This is a genomic window from Bradyrhizobium sp. (assembly GCF_035935975.1).
Lineage (GTDB): Bacteria > Pseudomonadota > Alphaproteobacteria > Rhizobiales > Xanthobacteraceae > Bradyrhizobium.
In genome coordinates, this window is the sequence record NZ_DASYWN010000046.1 from 267,112 (window position 1) to 284,648 (window position 17,537).

The 17,537-nt window shown below is 64.6% G+C and carries 17 protein-coding genes; 6 read left to right on the forward strand and 11 right to left on the reverse strand.

Features of this window, described 5'->3' with window-relative positions; translation table 11 throughout:
- Position 1: 1 nt before the first annotated feature.
- The 3 genes from VGR99_RS29350 to VGR99_RS29360 all read right to left on the reverse strand — a co-directional run bounded on the left by VGR99_RS29350 (position 2) and on the right by VGR99_RS29360 (position 5,855).
- A complete protein-coding gene (locus VGR99_RS29350; RefSeq protein WP_326903438.1) occupies positions 2-3,511 on the reverse strand; it encodes a hybrid sensor histidine kinase/response regulator in 3,510 nt (1,169 codons plus the stop codon).
- Positions 3,512-3,696: 185 nt separating this feature from the next.
- The gene (hemA, locus tag VGR99_RS29355) at positions 3,697-4,926 is read right to left on the reverse strand and encodes a 5-aminolevulinate synthase (protein ID WP_326903439.1); all 1,230 of its coding nucleotides are present in this window, start codon (positions 4,924-4,926) and stop codon (positions 3,697-3,699) included.
- A 197-nt stretch (positions 4,927-5,123) separates the two neighbouring features.
- Positions 5,124-5,855: a GntR family transcriptional regulator gene (locus VGR99_RS29360; protein WP_326903440.1), complete on the reverse strand. Its 732-nt coding sequence runs from the start codon at positions 5,853-5,855 to the stop codon at positions 5,124-5,126.
- A gap of 158 nt (positions 5,856-6,013) precedes the next feature.
- On the opposite strand from VGR99_RS29360, the gene VGR99_RS29365 reads away from it, so the two are divergent.
- From VGR99_RS29365 to aroQ, 4 genes are all read left to right on the forward strand, one after another.
- Positions 6,014-7,042, forward strand: coding sequence for a TRAP transporter substrate-binding protein (locus VGR99_RS29365; RefSeq protein ID WP_326903441.1), 1,029 nt, complete (start codon positions 6,014-6,016; stop codon positions 7,040-7,042).
- A gap of 27 nt (positions 7,043-7,069) precedes the next feature.
- Positions 7,070-7,618: a TRAP transporter small permease gene (locus VGR99_RS29370; RefSeq protein WP_326903442.1), complete on the forward strand. Its 549-nt coding sequence runs from the start codon at positions 7,070-7,072 to the stop codon at positions 7,616-7,618.
- Positions 7,615-8,895 (forward strand): TRAP transporter large permease subunit, encoded by a 1,281-nt coding sequence (locus VGR99_RS29375; RefSeq protein WP_326903443.1) that lies wholly within the window; start codon positions 7,615-7,617, stop codon positions 8,893-8,895. The genes VGR99_RS29370 and VGR99_RS29375 overlap by 4 nt, the downstream gene beginning before the upstream one ends.
- Positions 8,896-8,969: 74 nt before the next feature.
- Entirely contained in the window at positions 8,970-9,401 is a 432-nt protein-coding gene (gene aroQ, locus VGR99_RS29380; protein ID WP_326903444.1) for a type II 3-dehydroquinate dehydratase, read from the forward strand.
- Between the two features lie 41 nt (positions 9,402-9,442).
- Here the strand turns inward: aroQ and VGR99_RS29385 are convergent, their stop codons facing one another.
- The 4 genes from VGR99_RS29385 to VGR99_RS29400 all read right to left on the reverse strand — a co-directional run bounded on the left by VGR99_RS29385 (position 9,443) and on the right by VGR99_RS29400 (position 14,287).
- The gene (locus VGR99_RS29385; protein WP_326903445.1) at positions 9,443-10,504 is read right to left on the reverse strand and encodes an MBL fold metallo-hydrolase; all 1,062 of its coding nucleotides are present in this window, start codon (positions 10,502-10,504) and stop codon (positions 9,443-9,445) included.
- A gap of 193 nt (positions 10,505-10,697) precedes the next feature.
- Positions 10,698-12,851, reverse strand: coding sequence for a methyl-accepting chemotaxis protein (locus VGR99_RS29390; protein WP_326903446.1), 2,154 nt, complete (start codon positions 12,849-12,851; stop codon positions 10,698-10,700).
- 165 nt (positions 12,852-13,016) lie between these two features.
- A complete protein-coding gene (locus tag VGR99_RS29395) occupies positions 13,017-13,742 on the reverse strand; it encodes an outer membrane protein (protein WP_326903447.1) in 726 nt (241 codons plus the stop codon).
- A gap of 224 nt (positions 13,743-13,966) precedes the next feature.
- A complete protein-coding gene (locus VGR99_RS29400) occupies positions 13,967-14,287 on the reverse strand; it encodes a hypothetical protein (protein ID WP_326903448.1) in 321 nt (106 codons plus the stop codon).
- 249 nt (positions 14,288-14,536) lie between these two features.
- On the opposite strand from VGR99_RS29400, the gene VGR99_RS29405 reads away from it, so the two are divergent.
- The gene (locus tag VGR99_RS29405) at positions 14,537-14,827 is read left to right on the forward strand and encodes a hypothetical protein (protein WP_326903449.1); all 291 of its coding nucleotides are present in this window, start codon (positions 14,537-14,539) and stop codon (positions 14,825-14,827) included.
- A gap of 16 nt (positions 14,828-14,843) precedes the next feature.
- On the opposite strand, the gene VGR99_RS29410 is transcribed toward VGR99_RS29405, so the two are convergent.
- From VGR99_RS29410 to VGR99_RS29425, 4 genes are all read right to left on the reverse strand, one after another.
- Positions 14,844-15,350, reverse strand: coding sequence for a PaaI family thioesterase (locus VGR99_RS29410; protein WP_326903450.1), 507 nt, complete (start codon positions 15,348-15,350; stop codon positions 14,844-14,846).
- A gap of 83 nt (positions 15,351-15,433) precedes the next feature.
- The gene (locus VGR99_RS29415) at positions 15,434-16,369 is read right to left on the reverse strand and encodes an AEC family transporter (protein WP_326903451.1); all 936 of its coding nucleotides are present in this window, start codon (positions 16,367-16,369) and stop codon (positions 15,434-15,436) included.
- A 102-nt stretch (positions 16,370-16,471) separates the two neighbouring features.
- On the reverse strand, positions 16,472-16,681 hold the full coding sequence (locus tag VGR99_RS29420) for a hypothetical protein (protein WP_326903452.1): 210 nt from the start codon (positions 16,679-16,681) through the stop codon (positions 16,472-16,474).
- The gene (locus tag VGR99_RS29425; RefSeq protein WP_326903473.1) at positions 16,678-16,881 is read right to left on the reverse strand and encodes a hypothetical protein; all 204 of its coding nucleotides are present in this window, start codon (positions 16,879-16,881) and stop codon (positions 16,678-16,680) included. The genes VGR99_RS29420 and VGR99_RS29425 overlap by 4 nt, the downstream gene beginning before the upstream one ends.
- Before the next feature lie 373 nt (positions 16,882-17,254).
- Between VGR99_RS29425 and VGR99_RS29430 the strand changes: the two genes are divergently transcribed.
- Positions 17,255-17,530: a hypothetical protein gene (locus tag VGR99_RS29430; RefSeq protein WP_326903453.1), complete on the forward strand. Its 276-nt coding sequence runs from the start codon at positions 17,255-17,257 to the stop codon at positions 17,528-17,530.
- The last annotated feature ends 7 nt before the right edge of the window (positions 17,531-17,537 follow it).

Consider the following 17,537-nt stretch of genomic DNA (forward strand, 5'->3'; position numbering starts at 1 on the left):
CTCACTCCGCCGCAACCATCTGCTGCGTGCGCCACTGTCCGAGCAGCGCGCGGAGCGAGGCCGGCTTCACCGGCTTGTTGAGCACCGCGATCTTCTCGTCGCGCGCGGCGACCTGGACGGCCGGGCTGCGGTCCGCGGTGATCAGGATCGCCGGGATGGTGTCGCCGAAGCGGCGGCGGATATCGCGGATGGCGGCGATGCCGTTGCCGCGGTCGAGGTGATAGTCGACCAGGAGGCCGGTGACGCGCTTGCCGGCGGCCTCGATCGCGGCGATCGCGCCTTCGGGATCGGCGACCGCGATCACTTCGGCGTCCCACGCCTTCAGGAGCGTGCGCATGCCGTCGAGGATGGCGGCATCGTTCTCGATGCAGACGATCAGCGCGCCCGCGATGGGCGTGCGCGCCAGCGGCGTTGCACTGGTGACGGCGGCGGTGAGGGTTATCGCTTTCGCCGTCGGCACTGTTACTGAGAATACCGAGCCGCCGCTTTTGTTGCCGTCGATGGCGATGCCGTGCTTGAGCACGCGCGCCAGACGTTCGACGATCGACAGGCCGAGGCCGAGGCCGCGCGCGATCCGCGCGCCCTGCTCGAGGCGGTGGAATTCCTTGAAGATCTCGCCGCGCTTGACCGCGGGGATGCCGACGCCGGTGTCGTAGACGCAGATCTTGAGCGAGGGGCCCTGACGGCGGCAGCCGACCAGCACGCGGCCGCGCGGGGTGTATTTGATTGCGTTGGAGATCAGGTTCTGCAGCAGCCGCCGCAGCAGCAAGCGGTCGGACTCGACCGGCAGCGAGCAGGGCACGAAGGTGAGCTCGAGGCCCTTGGCGCGCGCGATCGGTGCGAACTCGATCTCCAGCGAGCGCATCAGATCGGCCATCTTGAAGCTCGAGATCGAAGTTGCCATCGCGCCGGCGTCGAGCCTCGAGATATCCAGCAGCGCGCCGAGGATCTCCTCGATTGCCTGCAGCGATTCGTCGATATTTTCGACCAGCCGTGTCTCCTCGCCATTGTGCTGGCGTTCGACGAGGCTCGTGACATAGAGCCGTGCCGCGTTGAGCGGCTGGAGGATGTCGTGGCTGGCGGCGGCAAGGAAGCGCGTCTTGGAGATGCTGGCGTCTTCCGCCGTGCTCTTGGCCTGCGCCAGCTCTGAGTTGAGCCGCGTCAGTTCCTCGGTGCGGTCGCGCACACGCTTTTCCAGGGTCGCGTTGGCGCGCTCCAACGCTTCCGCCGCCTCGAAAGTGGGCGTGACGTCGGTGAAGGTGATGACGAAGCCGCTGCCGGGCATGCGGTTGGTCAGGACCTCGATCACCATGTGGCGTTCCGGCAGGCGTTCGAGATAGGGCTCGCTGTCGGTGGTGTAGGCGGCAAGCCGCCGCTCCAGCATGGCCTCGCGCTCGACCGGGTCATCCGGGTTGCTGACATCCATGAATTCGAGGATTTCGCGCAAGGGCGTGCCGAACTGGATGAAGTGCGGCGGAACGTTGAGAAGGTCGCCGAACTGCCGGTTGGAGCAGATCAGTTGCAGATCATCGTCGAAGACCGCGATGCCCTGGCGCACATGGTTGAGCGCGGTCTGGAGGATCTCGCGGTTGAAATGCAGCGCCGCATGGGAATCGTCGAGCAGTTTCAGTGCGGCCTTCGCGGACACCGTGCGTTTGCGCAGCAGCAGCGACATCACGAGGCGCGAGGACGCCGCGCCGATCGACGAGGCGATCAGGTGCTCGGCATGCTGCAACAGCTCGAAATCCGCGGGCGCGGCCGGCTCGAGCCGCACATTGCGCCGCGCCGAGAAGGCCTCGAACGAATGCCGGGCGCGGTCGGGGCCGAGATATTGCGCCACCGTGGTCTGGATATCCTGCACCGTGACGGTGGTGCGCCAGCGGCGGAAGCTCGGGGCGATCGGCGCGAGCGTGTTGGGCACGAACAGGTCGGCCTGCACCAGCTCGATCGACGACGGCCGCCGTGCCAGCGAGAGCAGCACATAGGTCAGGATGTTGAGCGAGAGCGACCAGATCACGCCGTGCATCAGCGGCGGCAGATCGGCGCCGAACAGCGCCTGCGGCCGCAGCGCCTCGATGCCGAACGGGCCGTGCTGCAGCCACAGGATACCGGCCGTGGAGGAGTCCATGAAGCTCGGCATGAACAGCGTGTAGAGCCAAACCGCGAAACCGACCAGCATGCCGCCGATGGCGCCGCGCGCGGTGGCGCGACGCCATAGCAGTCCGCCGAAGAAGCTCGGTGCAAGCTGGGCGATGGCGGCAAAGGAGAGCAGGCCGATCGCGGCGAGCTGGGTGTTGCCGAGCGCGCGGTAGTAGAAATAGGCCATCACCATGATGGCGAAGATGGCGAGGCGCCGCGAGCGCAGCAGGAAGTCGCTGAAATCGGCGCCGCCGGTGCGTCCCTCCGGCCGCCGTTGCAGCACCAGGGGCACCACGAGGTCGTTCGAGACCATGATCGAGAGCGCGACGCATTCGACGATCACCATTGCGGTCGCTGCCGACAGGCCGCCGACGAACACGGCGACGCTGAGCAGATCCGCGCCGCCCTCCATCGGCAGCGCCAGCACGTACATGTCGGGATCGGCGGCGCCGAACGGGAAGGTGACAAGGCCGGCGATCGCGATCGGGATCACGAACACGTTGATGGCGACGAGGTAGAGCGGGAACAGCCAGCGCGCGCGGCCGACTTCGGCATCGGATGAATTCTCGACCACGCTGACATGGAACTGGCGCGGCAGCAGCATGATCGCGCACAGCGACAGCAGCGTCATGGTCAGGAAGTTGCCGATCGACGGCGCGTAGTTGATGGCGCGCACCGCCTCCGGCGTCTTCATCGCGCGCTCGATCAATTCATGCGGCGAGAACATCCAGAAGGTGACGAAGATGCCGGCGGTGAGGAAGGCGACCAGCTTGACGATGGATTCGGTTGCGACCGCCAGCATCAGGCCGTGCTGGTGCTCGGTGGCATCGGTCTGTCGCGTGCCGAACAGCACGGCGAAGGCGGCCATCGCCAGTGTCACCATCAGCGCCATGTCGCCGAGGATCGGAATGTGGGAAAACGCCTGGTCCTCACTCAGGATCGTTTCGAGCGAGGACGCCACCGCCTTGAGCTGGAGCGCGATGTAGGGCACCGAGCCGATGATCGCGATCAGCGCCACGGTGGCCGCCACCGCCTGGCTCTTGCCGTAGCGCGCGCCGATGAAGTCGGCGATCGAGGTGATGTTGTGGGCCTTGGCGAGCTGGATCACGCGGCGGAGCACGCCGGCGCCGAGCCCGATCATCAGGATCGGACCGACATAGATCGCGAGGAAGTCGGTCGAGGTGCGGGTGGCGAAGCCGACCGAGCCGAAGAAGGTCCAGGAGGTGCAGTAGATCGCCATCGACAGCGGGTAGATCAGCCCGGACGCGCGCCCGTGCCCCGCCGGCGAGCGGCGGTCGCCATGGCTCGCCACCAGGAACAGGAAGCCGATATAGCCGAAGGCCGCGGCGATCACGCCCCAGTCGTGCAGCATTGCGAGCGCGCTTCTCCCTGGGCGCGCATGCGCCCGGTCTCATTTTCCCAGCAAATCTAGCGCGTTGGGCGGGTGGAGGCGACAGCGAAATGGCAGATTGCGGCGGGAACTGGGGTTGTCGTTAAGCCATGGGTGAGCTGCCTGCTCACCCTCGCCCCGCTTGCGGGGCGAGGCGAAAGAAGCGCCTACTCTGCCGCCAGCGACTTCTCGCGCAGCGGCAGGCCGAGGCGGTCCCACACCTGCAGCAGGGCTTCGGCGAGCTGATCGATCAGGCCGTCGTCGTGATACGGCGAGGGCGTGATGCGCAGGCGCTCGGTGCCCTTGGCCACGGTCGGATAGTTGATCGGCTGGATGTAGATGCCGTGCTCTTCGAGCAGCATATCCGAGGCCTGCTTGCACTTTTCGGGATTGCCGACGAACAGCGGCACGATGTGGGTGTCGTTCGACATCACCGGCAGGCCGGCGGCATTGAGGATCGCCTTGACGCGCGCGGCGCGGTCCTGGTGGCGCTCGCGCTCCCAGCTCGAGGTCTTCAGATGCTTGATCGCGGCGGTCGCGGCCGAGCAGATCGCCGGCGGCAGCGCGGTGGTGAAGATGAAGCCCGGCGCATAGGAGCGCACGGCGTCGATGATCTGGCCGTTGGCGGCGATATAGCCGCCGAGGCAGCCGAATGCCTTGGCGAGGGTGCCTTCGAGAATGTCGATGCGATGCATGACGCCGTCACGCTCGGCGATGCCGCCGCCGCGCGGACCGTACATGCCGACGGCGTGGACCTCGTCCACATAGGTCATCGCGCCGTACTTCTCGGCGAGATCGCAGATCTTGGCGAGCGGCGCGACGTCGCCGTCCATGGAGTAGAGGCTCTCGCAGGCGATCAGCTTCGGCCGGCTAGGACCCGCCGCCTTCAGCTGCGCTTCGAGATCGGCGAGATCGTTGTGACGAAACACGACGCGCTCGCAGCCGGACTGGCGGATGCCCTCGATCATCGAATTGTGGTTGAGCTCGTCCGACAGGATCAGGCAGTTCGGAATGAGTTTTGCGATGGTCGCGATGCCGGTCTGGTTCGAGACGTAACCCGAGGTGAACAGCAGCGCGGCTTCCTTGCCGTGGAGGTCGGCGAGCTCGGCCTCGAGCTGCACCAGCGGATGATGCGTTCCGGCGATGTTGCGGGTGCCGCCTGCGCCGGTGCCGACGCGGGTTGCGGTTTCAACCATAGCGCCGACCACCTTCGGGTGCTGGCCCATGCCGAGATAATCGTTGGAGCACCAGATCACGACGTCGCGCTTGCCCTTCGGCGAGTGCCATACGGCGTGCGGGAACCGCCCGGCGGTGCGCTCGAGGTCGGCGAACACGCGGTAACGCCGCTCGGAGTGCAGACGATCGAGGGCGGAATTGAAGAACTGGGCGTAATCCATCGGTGCAACCTGAGAAGGAACTGACCAAAAGGGCGCATCTTCTTAGAGCTTTTCCAGCTCCAATGTCTATGCGCTATCCCACATTTGGCCGTGAGGGGCATTTGGGCAAAATGCCCTATCGTGCGATTTGAAACTTGATCCCGATCAAGTTCGCGCGAGATGTGATGTTGCTCTGCACCATCCGCCGAAGCGCTGACTTAACCAGCCTTGGTCCTTTTGCGCGGCTCGGCACGCGCGTCCTTGACCACGACCGGCTTCAACCAATCGGAATTGCGCAAGGCATGCGCGACGCAATCGTGGATGTGGGTGTGCAGCACCTTGTTCGCGCCTTTGGCGTCGCGCTTCAGCGCGAGCTCCTTCAACTCGCGATGCTCGGATGCCGCCATCTCGCCGCGGAACACAACGGCGATCATCTGGTAGCGCAGATAGCGGTCGTAGACCGCAGCATGCGCGTCGAGCAGCACCTTGGAGCCGCAGGCCGCGACGAGTGCGCGATGAAACTGGAAATCACACTGTTTCCAGCTCTCGGCGTCGGATCGCTCGCCTGACAGCAGCATCCGCTCCATCGCCGCGAGCTTGTGATGCGCGGAGACGATGTGCGCCTCCCAGTCGAGATCGCCGGCCGCGAATGATTTCTCGATCATGTGGCCTTCGAGCAGCTCGCGAAGCTCCGCGATCTCCTGGAATTCGGTCGCCGAAATCGGCGCGACCTCGAAGCCGCGTTGGCCCTCGGCGACGACAAAACCTTCCGAGCACAGCCGGTTCAGCGTCTCGCGCAGCGTCGAGATGCTGGTGCCGTAGGCACCGCTCATGCGCTCGAGCTTCAGCTTCTGCCCCGGCGTCAGCTTGCCGAAGATCAGGTCGGTGCGGATGCGGCGGTAGGCACTGTCGCCCACCGTCTCGGCGGTCGTGTCGGGAGAGATGTCCATGCCTCATCCTAGCGTCTTGGACGTGCGTTTCGACAAATTTCGCAACTTTATCAAGCGTTTCTCATAATATCATATGAAATACAAAATATAGGTTGATTTATATTTCGTCATATAAGACCTTTCCGCCCCTAAGAACGAGATCATCAGGGGAGGGCACGATGCCTGTTCGGTTCAAAGGTCTGGCGTGGGTGGCGGCGATCGGCGCGGTCGCTTTGGGGACGATGGGGCCGGCCTCGGCGCAGGCCATCCAGGAACGCACTATCCGCTGGGGACACCTCAACAACACCGACCATCCCGTCAGCAAAGGCGTGCAGAAATTCGCCGAGATCGTCGCGGCCAAGAGCGGCGGCAAGATCAAGGTGCGCGAATATCCGGCCAATCAGCTCGGCAGCGAGATGCAGCAGCAATCGGCGCTGCGCGCCGGTACCCAGGAGATGCAGTCGCCGGCGACGACGTCGCTGGTCGGCATCGTCAAGGACTATGGGCTGATCGATTTCCCGTTCATCGTCTCGACGCCGCAGCAGGCGGACGCCTTGCTCGACGGCCCGCTCGGTGCGGCGCTGCTCGCCAAGCTGCCGGAGAAGGGCCTCGTCGGCCTCGCCTATTGGGACCTCGGCTTCCGCAACGTCACCAACAGCAAGCATGCCATCACCAAGGGCGAAGACCTCGGCGGCATCAAGATTCGCGTGATTCCGAATCCGGTCTATCTGGAGACCTTCAAGGCCTTCAACGCCAATCCGGTGCCGATGAGCTTCTCCGAGCTCTACAGCGCGCTGGAGACCGGCACGGTCGACGGTCAGGAGAACCCGTTCTCCGTGATCCTGTCGAACAAGTTCTATGAAGTGCAGAAATATCTCAGCGTCACCAACCACACCTATTCGACTAACATCATCCTGATCAGCAAGAAGTTCTGGGACGGGCTCTCGCCCGACGAGCAGAAGATCCTGCAGGACGCCGCGATCGAGGCGCGCGACTACCAGCGCAAGGTCAGCCGCGAGCAGGCCACGGCGGCGATCGACGAGCTCAAGACCAAGGGCATGGAGGTCAACGCGATCGCGCCGGCCGAGCTCGATCGCATGCGCGCCAAGACGAAGCCGATCGCGGAGAAATTCTCTGCCGACTACGACCCGGCGATCGTCAAGCTGTTCAACAGCGAGCTCGACCGCGTTCACGCTCTGAAGCCCTGAGCCGGCACGCAGGGCAGGCCGGAAATCATGAAAACGATCGTGAACGCATATTTCTGGCTGCTCCGCGCTGTCATCGCCGCGCTGCTGGCCGCTATGGTGGTGCTGGTGTTCGGCAATGTCGTGCTGCGCTACGGCTTCAACTCCGGCATCGCCATCTCGGAAGAGCTGTCGCGCTGGCTGTTCGTCTGGATGGTGTTCCTGGGCGCCATCATCGGTATGAAGGAGCACGCCCATCTCGGCGTCGACAGCCTCGTCAAGGTGCTGTCGCCATTTGGACGCAAGGTCTGCTACGGCCTCAGTCACGCGCTGATGCTCTACGCCTCCATCCTGCTGACGGAAGGCTCGTGGAAGCAGACGGTGCTGAACTGGGACACGGTGGCGCCGGCCTCGGGCCTTTCGGTCGGACTGTTCTACGCCGCCGGCCTCGTGTTCGGCGCCTCCTCCTGCGCGATCATCGTCTACGAGCTCTACCGGCTCGTGACCGGGCAGATCGCCGATGCCGATCTCATCGCCATCAGCGAGTCCGAGGAGCTCTCGCATTCTCCTGACGCCGCCGGCGGAAAGCTCCAGGCATGACCGTCGCCGTCTTCACCTTCTCGCTGCTGGGCGCGATGGCGATCGGGATGCCGATCGCATTCGCGCTGATCATCTGCGGCATCGCGCTGATGACGTATCTGGCGATGTTCGATTCCCAGATCATCGCGCAGAACGTCATCAACGGCGTCGATTCCTTTCCGCTGATGGCGGTGCCGTTCTTCATCCTCGCCGGCGAGGTCATGAACACCGGCGGGCTGGCGCGCCGCATTCTCAACTTCGCCATCGCGCTGGTCGGCCATTTCCGCGGCGGGCTCGGCTATGTCGCGATCCTCACCTCCTGCATCCTGGCCTCACTGTCGGGCTCGGCGGTCGCGGACGCCGCGGCACTCGGTGCGCTGCTGGTGCCGATGATGGCCGCCGCCGGTCACAATCGCGCCAGTGCGGCCGGCCTCGTGGCGGCCGGCGGGATCATCGCGCCGGTGATCCCGCCCTCGATCGGCTTCGTCATCTTCGGCGTCGCCGCCAATGTCTCGATCTCGAAGCTGTTCCTGGCCGGCATCGTGCCGGGCCTCTTGCTCGGGGTCGGCCTGTGCCTTGCCTGGTGGTGGGTGGTGCGCAAGGAGAACCCGGCCCGCCTGCCGCGCAAGAGCGCCGCCGAGATCTGGCGCGCGCTGATCGACGGCTTCTGGGCCCTGATGCTGCCGATGATCATCATCTTCGGCCTGCGCTTCGGCATCTTCACCCCGACCGAAGCGGCCGTCGTGGTCGCGGTCTATTCGCTGGTGGTGGCGATGGGCGTCTATCGCGAGCTCAAGCCGGCGCAGTTGCCGGCGCTGCTGGTCTCGACCGCGCAGACCACGGCTGTCGTGATGTTTCTCGTGGCGGCCGCGCTGGTTTCGTCCTGGCTGATCACGGTCGCCGAAATCTCCGACCAGATTGTGGCCCTGGTCAAGCCGTTCGCTGGCAACCGGACGCTCCTCACCATCGTCCTGATGATCATCGTCGTGATCGTCGGCACGGCGCTGGACATGACGCCGACGATCCTGATCCTGACGCCGATCCTGATGCCGATCGTCAAGCAGGCCGGCATCGACCCCGTCTATTTCGGCGTGCTCTTCATCATCAACAATGCGATCGGCCTGATCACGCCGCCGGTCGGCGTCGTGCTCAACGTCGTCTGCGGTGTCTCCCGCGTCTCGATGGACGATTTGATCCGCGGCGTCTGGCCCTTCATGATCGCACAGCTGGCCGTGCTGGCCCTGCTGACGCTGTTTCCCGTTCTCGTCACCGGCCCGGCCAAGTGGTTCGGTGGCTAGAGCATGATCCGGAAAAGTGTGCAGCGGTTTTCCGATAAGATCATGCTCAAACAAAACTTTGAAAGGTCCTGTCCATGAAGCGCGTGATGATCCTCAACGGTCCCAACCTCAACATGCTCGGCATCCGCGAGCCGCACATCTACGGCACCACGACGCTCGACCAGGTCAATGCGAGCTGCGAGGAAGCCGCCGCCAAGCTCGGGCTCAAGCTCGCTTTCCACCAATCCAACCATGAAGGCGTGCTGGTCGATCTGATCCAGTCGGCGCGGCAGGATGCCGATGCGATCATCATCAATCCGGCCGGGCTGTCCTTCACCTCGGTCTCGATCATGGACGCGATCAAGACATTCGAAGGTCCCGTGCTGGAGGTCCACATCTCCAACATCCACGCCCGTGACGAGTATCACCGCCACTCCAAGATCTCGTTCGTGGCGACCGGTGTGATCTGCGGGCTGGGACCGTTCGGCTACATCGCGGCGCTGCACGCGATTGCGAATATGAAGTGAGATACTCTCCCTCTCCCCGCAGCCGGGGAGAGGTGAAAAACTCACGTCGTCCTGAACTGCAGCACGCCGTCCTTGGTCTCGGCCGTCAGCCGACCCTCGACGATCATGTAGTTGACATGAGCGACGAGCTCGCCAGCGGCAAAGCCCATCTGGTGCTCGTCCAGCACGTGCTTGTTGAAGACGACAGGCACCAGGGCGCGTGAGGTCTGCGGCACCTCGCGGCAGGCTTCCGCGATCAGGCGGCAGCGCTCCTCGTGGTGATCGGCGAGCTGCTTGATCCGGGTCTTCAGGCCATAGAACGGCACGCCATGGCCGGGCAGCACCAGCAGATCATAGGGGAGCGTCGTCGTGAGGCTCGCGAGCGAGGCCAGATATTCGCCGAGCGAGTTCTGATCCGGCTCGACCGCCCACACGCTGACGTTCGGCGAGATCTTGCTCAGCACCTGGTCGGCGGAGAGGAACAGCTTGTCGTCGGCGCAATACAGCATCACCTGGTCGAGCGCGTGGCCGCCGCCGGTGATCACCTTGAAGCGGCGCGTGCCGATCACGACCTCGTCGCCGTGCGAGATGCGGTGATAGGACGGCGGCAGCACCGACACCTGCTTGAGGTAATCCTGGCCGCGGCCGAGCAGCTTCTCGGTGAGCGATTCATCCATGCCGTGGCGGCGGAAGAACAGCCGCTGCGCGTTGCGGCGCTCCTCGGTGCCGCGGTTCTGATGATAGACCGACTGCAGATATTCGACCTGCGACATCACCAGCGGGCAGTTGAAGCGCTCGACGATCCAGCCCGCGAGGCCGACATGGTCGGGGTGCGAGTGGGTGACGATCAGGCGCGTGATGTTGACGCCCTTCAGCGGGCCCTCGAACAGTTTCGTCCAGGCCTCGATGGTCTCCTCGTTGCCGAAGCCGGCATCGACCATCGCATAGCCGTCGACGTCGGCGAGCAGGTAGATGTTCACGTGGTTGAGGCGGAACGGCAGTTTCAGCCGCGCCCACAGCACGCCGGGACGCACCTCCACCACCTCTTCGGGGCCCGGATGCTGTTCCCAGGGATAACGCAGGGCCTCGGCGGAGGACTGCACAGTGTCGGATTTCGGGTTCATGCTACCGGCTTAAACCCAGCGCGGGCGGGGCGCCAGCCGAAAAACCACGCTGGTGCGCCCCCGCATAGCGGACATTCCGGCCGTATTCCGTAGCCCGGATGGAGCGAAGCGAAATCCGGGATCGGTGCTACACGCCGATAAGTCCCGGATTACGCTTCGCTCCATCCGGGCTACGGGCCGTCGGGTGGCGTCCTTACGCCGCCCGCATGTTGTTGAGGAACGCGTCGATCTCTCCGCGCAGCATATCGGCTTCGCGGCGGAGCGCGTCCGAGGCGCCGAGCACTTCGGTCGCCGCTGCGCCGGCCTCGGCGGATGCCGTCGAGACGCCGACGATGTTGCTGGAGACCTCGCTGGTGCCGCCGGCAGCATGCTGGATGTTGCGGGCGATCTCACGGGTGGCCGCGCCCTGTTCCTCGACTGCGGCAGCGATCGTGGTGGTGACGTCGTTGATCTCGCCGATGATCCGGCCGATGCCCTGGATGGCGCCGACCGCCGAGGTCGTGACCGACTGCATGCTGGCGATCTGGGTGCGGATCTCTTCCGTAGCCTTGGCGGTTTGGCTTGCGAGGCTCTTCACCTCGGATGCGACCACCGCGAAGCCGCGGCCGGCCTCGCCTGCGCGCGCCGCCTCGATGGTGGCGTTGAGCGCCAGCAGGTTGGTCTGCGAGGCGATGGTCTGGATCAGGTCGACGACAACGCTGATGCGGCTGGCGCTGTCGGCGAGGCTCTGCACCGTGGTGTCGGTGGCGCCGGCTTCGTCCACCGCCTTCTTGGCGATCGCGGCCGAGGTGACCACCTGCTTGCTGATCTCCTCGATCGAGGACGACAGCTGCTCGGTGCCCGACGACACCGTCTGCACGTTGACCGAGGTCTCCTCCGCGGCGGAAGCGACCGCGTTCACCAGCGCGTTGGACTGGTCGGCGGTGTTCGACATGCTCTGCGCGGTCGTCTGCATCGAGTTGGCGGACTGCGCGAGATTGTCGAGCGCCGTGCGCACGGTGCTCTCGAATTCGGCGATCTTCGCCTCCATGTTCGCGGCACGCTCGGCCTTGGCGACACGGTCCTTGTCCTGCTCGCCGGCGAGCGCCCGGGCTTCGATCATGCTGTCGCGGAACACCGTCAGCGTTTCCTTCATCGCACCGATCTCGTCGTTCTGCCGGGAGCGGACGATCTCGGTGTCGAGGTCGCCGGCCGAAAGCAGCTGCATCGCGCGCTGAAGCTCGCGGATGCGGCGCAGGATGTTGCGGCCGACATAGAGCCAGACGAACAGCGCCGAGCCGCCCAGCATCAGCCCGCCGAGCGCCAGCATGGCGGTGGTGGCGAGCGAAATCTCCTGACGCGCCTGGAAGGTCGACGCGTTGGTCGCCTTCTGCACGCCGTCGACGAGCTGCTGCACGCTGATGCCGAGGCCGACATTGAGCTTGCGGGTCTCGTCCAGGATGGTCTGGCCGTAGTCGATGGAGTCGAGCTCCTTCTGGCGGATCTTGAACACGCCGGTCTTGCCCTCGCCGAAGGCGAACAGCTTCTGCACGGCGTCGCGCACGGCCTGCATCGAGGCCATGTTCGGGAGGTCCTCGAGGTTCGACTTGACGCGGTCGCGCGTCGCCTTGAATTCCTTCTCGATCACCTCGAGCGTGTCGCTGTTGCTCGCCGAGAGCGCCGCCATCATGTCGGCAGCCATCAGATTGCCGTTGGCGGAAACCGTCGAGATCTGGGCAACGGTGCGGGCGGCTTCGGTGGCGTCGTCAGCGGAGACGTCCGCCGCGCCCAGGATAGCGTTGAGGCGCGTCTGCGCATCCAGCATCGCCGGGCCGGCCGCGCCGACGAAGGCGAGCTGGGCCTTGCGCAGCGCTTCGTATTGCTTGTCGTGCTGCGCGCCGGTCTCGAGCCGCTCGCGTGCCGCCGAGACGAGGCTCTGCGTGGCTTCGTCGATGCTCTTGGCGGTGTCGCGCAGTGCGGTCGCGATCTGCTTGTCGGCGCCGAGCTCGATGATCTCGCCGAGCTTGGCCATGGCGAGTTGCTGGATGTCCTTCACGCCCTTGGTGCGTTCGGTCAGCGCCTCTTCGGAGGGCGATGCCAGCAGGCCCGGGCCCTGCGCCGCGAGCGTTGCGCTCTGTGAGGCGAGCTGAAGGCTGGCGGAGAGACGCGGAATGTCGCGGCCGCTCAGATCCATCATGGTGCTGCCGAGATGATTGAACACGAAGCCGGCGCCGCCCGCGATCACGAGGCCCATGGCGGTGATCACCGCGAAGGCCGCGAACAGGCTGCCGCGCACGCCCCATTTCGGCATCTTGAAGCGAGGCTTGAAACGGCCGAACACACGGCCAACGCCCAGACGGATCGCCATCGAAATTCCCCCACCCATGATCTTTATGTTTTCGCGGCGGAGTATCCTTTGGGCGGGTTAAAAAATCGCAAGTTGCACAATTGGTTGGCTAGTTCCGCAGAGCGAAAAAGAAAGGGCCGGCAAAGTTGCCGGCCCTTGATTGCGAAGAGATTTTTGGAGGCGCGATCAGTAGCGCGCGACGGCCGAGTTGGCCCAGTTGAAGCGGTAGTTGACGCCCGCCTTGATGGTGTGGTCGTCGGTGGTGAAGTTGCCGGTGCCGACCAGCGGGCCTGCAGTGAAGTGCGCGTCGCCGAAATTGTAGTACTGGTACTCGGCCTTGGCCGACCAGTTCGGGGCGAACATGTATTCGAGGCCGGCACCGACGGTGTAGCCGTTGCGGTGATCGCCGGTGATGACGAAGGCGGTCGGCACGCCGCCGACGGTCACCTTCTCATTGTTGTCGGAATAGGCGTAGCCGCCCTTCACGTAGAGGAGGCCCGGACCCCAGGTGTAGCCGACGCGGCCGGTGATCGAGCCGAGGCCACGCTGGTCGTTGGTGTAGGCGACGCCGCCCGGAAACACCGCGCCGACGTTGCCGGACAGCCAGGAGTACTGGCCTTCGACGCCGACCAGGAAGTTCGGGTTGAACTGCCAGTCCGCACCGGCCTGCAGGCCGCCGAGGAAACGGCCGTTGCCGTTGTTGCCGGTGGAGAGGCCGTTGAAATTGTTGTCGCTGGAGAACGCACCGCCGAGATGCGCACCGATGTAGAAGCCGGTCCAGTTGTAGATCGGCGCGGCATAGGCCGGCGCGGGCGTCTTGTAGTAGTTGCGGTTGCCGAGATCGGCACCGATCGCGGGCGCGGCAGCGCCCAGCGCGAGCAGCGCAACGGTCGCAAACAGAATCTTCTTCATCGTCTTGAACTCCAGCACTCAAGGTCCCCGGCAGGCGCGCTCTCCGCGCCGCGTTGGTTTTGCAGATAGCTCGCTTTTGACGAAAATGCTGTCACATCCGTGGCACAGCGACAGCCAACCTAACGTATTGGGCTGTAAATGATTTTCGTGCTTAATGCCGGCTTAAGAAATGCTGAAGGAAGGCTTAACCTGGCGCGCCTTCGGTAACCTGCGCGCCTCTCGCATTAACCAAGACGGCGCCGCGCCTCGTCGCGCATCTGCTCGCGGAATGCCGCGCGCTTTGCGGGCCGGTCTTCCTCGCGCACGTCGTGACGATCGAAGATGTCGAACTTCTCCATGATCGGATAGCGCTCGCTCGCCATCGCGAGCACGCGCAGCACTTTGGTCGCCGCCGGCGTCGGACCGCTCACCTCCCAGCGCCGGATGGTGTCGGCGCCGCCCTTCTCCGGCAATCCGCACAGTTTGGCCATGTCGGCCGCAGAGAGCTTGCGCTCGAGGGCGTCGGAGAGGTCGTTGCGGAGTTGCTTCAGTTCGGGGCCGGTCATGCCATGTGCGTCCAGGGAAGTCGCTGAAGGCAATGCACTAGCGCTGATTCGGGTCCATCCGAAGGCGGCCGTCGTTCGCATCACCCCGGCCGGGCAGATCGGCCTGTGCAAGACATTTGGCATCGACCTGAGCGCCAGTTGCGCTGCGGCACAATCGCCCGCGCACGGAGTTATGAACGCGTGCCTATGGAAATCTCCCAATCAATGAACAGATGGGACGAGGGGCCCCTAGCAACGGAGGGATCAGCCATGACGAGCATCAAATTCGCCATTGCCGCACTCATCACCACTGGACTGCTTGCCGCGCCGTTTGCGGCCGAAGCGAAAAAGGCCCGGTCGAGCAGACATCATTACAGCACGAGCGTGATGGCCCCGACCTATGGCGCCGTCGGATCGACGGCGGTGCAGCCGAGGGCGTCGTACGGCTCGTCCGGCCAGACGGTTGGGACGGTTACCGCGCCGTCGATCGGAACGTATAATTGGCCCACGGTCGGTGTGACCAATGCGGTTCCGACGTGGAGCAACACCAACCCGCGATGAGCGGTCGCGTCGCCCGTCAGCCTTCCGCCTTCTCGATGCCGAATACGAGACAGGTCGTCGTCGCGTGCGCGAGCAGCCGGCCCTTCGCATCGGTGATGCGGGCCTCGGCGGTGGCGACGCGGCGGCCGGCGTTGAGCACGCGGCCCTCGGTGCGGATCGTGCCGCTGGCCTCGCTCATGCCGCGCACGAACGAGATCTTGAATTCCAGCGTCGTGTAGCCGGTGCCGCCGGGCAGGGTGGTCTGCACCGCCAGTCCCATCGCGGAATCCAGCAATATCGCGGCATAGCCGCCATGGACCGAGCCGATCGGGTTGTAATGACGCAGCCCGGGCACGCTGTGGATCACGACAATTCCGGGCTCGGCCGTGCAGTCGAACGGCTCGACCGTCTGCATGATCGGCGGCTCGGGTAATTGTCGCGTGAAGATGCCGCGGACGAAATCAAGCCCGGACATCGATGCCATCACCGCGATGGGCACGACGCCATATTCGATTGCCGGTCTGTCGGACGTGTCGTCAACCATCGGTCGCTCTCAAAACCTCTATAAGATGATATATCTCATATGATGAGAGGCCCGGCAGAGTCAAAAGGCGGCCCGCGGTGCGTTCAGTGCGCGCTTGTCGCAAGACCGGAGAGCAGGTAGAGCGCGACCAGCAAGGTTGCGACCGACAGCATCGTCGTGACCGAGACGGTGGCCGCGACCAATTTCTCCTCGACCTTGTGCTCGTGCGCCAGCACGTACACCGTCTTGGCCGTCGGCACCGCCGCGCAGATGACGGCGGCGACGGTGTAGAGTGGATTGAGACCGGTGATGACGCAAAGCCCGTAGACGATCAGCGGCATCACCACCAGTTTTACGGCCGCAAGCGCGAACGATGGGCCAAGGTTCGATCGCAGGCCGTCGACCGACAGGCCGAGCCCGATGGCAAACAGCGCGCAGGGCGTGAGCGCCGCGGCGATCATGTTCAAATAGGCCGCAACGGCTGCCGGAATCGGCAAGCCCGTGATCGCCCAGACCAGGCCGATCAGTGTCGACAGCACCATTGGGTTGAGCAGGATCTGCTTGGCGAGGCCGGCCGGCTGCGCCGGCCCGTGTGCGTCTCTTTCCAGCAGGATGACCGTGATCGGAAACATCACGGCGGCGACGAACACCGTCGCCACCGCAGCGGGCAGCACGGCGGGCTGGCCGTAGATCGCGTGCAGGATCGGCAGCGCCACGAATCCTGTGTTGGTCATCGCCGCCGCCATGCCGTGGATCGTGCTGCTGGCGAGGTCGTGCTTTCCGCCGGCGCGGACCGCGACGAAGACGAGCGCGAAGCAGAGCAGGGAGCCGCCGCCGAAGGCGAGCAGGAAACGCCATTCCAGAAGATTGCGCGCCGGCTCCTGCGCGATGGTCACGACCAGCAGCGCCGGCATCGCGACGTTGTAGGCAAAGTGCACCAGCGCGTCGGCCAGCGAGCGGGAGAGATAGCCGATCTCGCCGGCGAGCCAGCCGGTGACGATGATCGCGAATACGGGAAGAACGAGGCTGGCGACTTCCATCCGGCTTCCCCCTCTGCCAAGCAGCGTCGCCATTCTAGCTTGGCGAAGCATGCCCGTCACGGTTGAACCGGATTGGCCGCCTCAATCAGGCGGCCTCTGGTCTCAGGCGCCCCGGCCGTTCTGCTGACCGAACACGCAACGCCACCCGGCCAGCCGTTCGGCCGGATGCTGGTTCATCCACTCGGCGAGCTGCGGCGCGCCCATAAGGCAGGACTGCATCGAGACGTTGGCAAAGTCCGACGTCGTGACGATCTGCTCGTGGCAATTTCCGGGAGCGGAGAGGCTGCAGAGCACAGCGATGATCTTGATCACGCCAGATTTCCCACGTCACCAGCGGCTGCGCGGCTGATCGTCGCCTTGTCCTGCGGCTCGCCGGCCGGATCATTCGGCGGGAAGATGCTGTCGTAGATCGCGCGCGCCTCCTGGATGAGACGCAATCTTTCGCGTTCGGACTTCGAGACAAACTGAATAACCTGGCCCATATCGGCTCCAATTGATCGTTGGTCCATCATCAGATGATGGAAATCATTCAATCGGGGATATGGGGTGCCGGGCCTCAGTTTCTTAGCCGTGCAGGGGTCACAAGGAATAAAAAGCCCGTGACTATTCCGCTCTTGTGCGGAACGGGATACCGGAGCGATGCGCCGATCTCACGCAGCGAGCCTATGCTCTCCGTGGCCGCGCATCACCGCCGCAAGCGCCAGCCGACGAGCTTGGGATTTGGCGAGCCGCCTCTCTTCGATCGCAGTCGCCCGTCGCGGTATCGTGAGCCGGCGGCATGGTCGCGTTGCGGCACGTTTTCGCACGTGTGGAATTGTCATGTTGCTCGACGCACAAACGGTTCGTCCAGCGAGCGGCCGAGTGCCGCGCCCGAAAGGATCAGTCATGACAAGAACGAGACAAGCCATTGCTGCACTCATCGCGCTCGGATTGGCCGCCGCGCCATTCGCCGCAAGTGCGCAGCAGACGTCGGGAATGGGTGCACAAGGCAGCACGATTGGAAGCTCCGGAGCGCCGGCACAGCAAGGCACGACATTTGGAAGCTCCGGACAGACTGTCGGGACCGTTACGGCGCCGTCGATCGGAACGTTCAGCCAGCCCTCCGTCGGTGTGACCAACTCGGTCCCCACCTGGAACAACACCAATCCTCCGATCAGGTAGAACCGCG

Bases quoted from the DNA above. Each gene is read 5' to 3' on its own strand.
- VGR99_RS29350 (WP_326903438.1), bottom strand. From the start codon at position 3,511: ATGCTGCACGACTGGGGCGTGATCGCCGCGGCCTTCGGCTATATCGGC.
- hemA (WP_326903439.1), bottom strand. From the start codon at position 4,926: ATGGATTACGCCCAGTTCTTCAATTCCGCCCTCGATCGTCTGCACTCC.
- VGR99_RS29360 (WP_326903440.1), bottom strand. From the start codon at position 5,855: ATGGACATCTCTCCCGACACGACCGCCGAGACGGTGGGCGACAGTGCC.
- VGR99_RS29365 (WP_326903441.1), top strand. From the start codon at position 6,014: ATGCCTGTTCGGTTCAAAGGTCTGGCGTGGGTGGCGGCGATCGGCGCG.
- VGR99_RS29370 (WP_326903442.1), top strand. From the start codon at position 7,070: ATGAAAACGATCGTGAACGCATATTTCTGGCTGCTCCGCGCTGTCATC.
- VGR99_RS29375 (WP_326903443.1), top strand. From the start codon at position 7,615: ATGACCGTCGCCGTCTTCACCTTCTCGCTGCTGGGCGCGATGGCGATC.
- aroQ (WP_326903444.1), top strand. From the start codon at position 8,970: ATGAAGCGCGTGATGATCCTCAACGGTCCCAACCTCAACATGCTCGGC.
- VGR99_RS29385 (WP_326903445.1), bottom strand. From the start codon at position 10,504: ATGAACCCGAAATCCGACACTGTGCAGTCCTCCGCCGAGGCCCTGCGT.
- VGR99_RS29390 (WP_326903446.1), bottom strand. From the start codon at position 12,851: ATGGCGATCCGTCTGGGCGTTGGCCGTGTGTTCGGCCGTTTCAAGCCT.
- VGR99_RS29395 (WP_326903447.1), bottom strand. From the start codon at position 13,742: ATGAAGAAGATTCTGTTTGCGACCGTTGCGCTGCTCGCGCTGGGCGCT.
- VGR99_RS29400 (WP_326903448.1), bottom strand. From the start codon at position 14,287: ATGACCGGCCCCGAACTGAAGCAACTCCGCAACGACCTCTCCGACGCC.
- VGR99_RS29405 (WP_326903449.1), top strand. From the start codon at position 14,537: ATGACGAGCATCAAATTCGCCATTGCCGCACTCATCACCACTGGACTG.
- VGR99_RS29410 (WP_326903450.1), bottom strand. From the start codon at position 15,350: ATGGTTGACGACACGTCCGACAGACCGGCAATCGAATATGGCGTCGTG.
- VGR99_RS29415 (WP_326903451.1), bottom strand. From the start codon at position 16,369: ATGGAAGTCGCCAGCCTCGTTCTTCCCGTATTCGCGATCATCGTCACC.
- VGR99_RS29425 (WP_326903473.1), bottom strand. From the start codon at position 16,881: ATGATGGACCAACGATCAATTGGAGCCGATATGGGCCAGGTTATTCAG.
- VGR99_RS29430 (WP_326903453.1), top strand. From the start codon at position 17,255: ATGACAAGAACGAGACAAGCCATTGCTGCACTCATCGCGCTCGGATTG.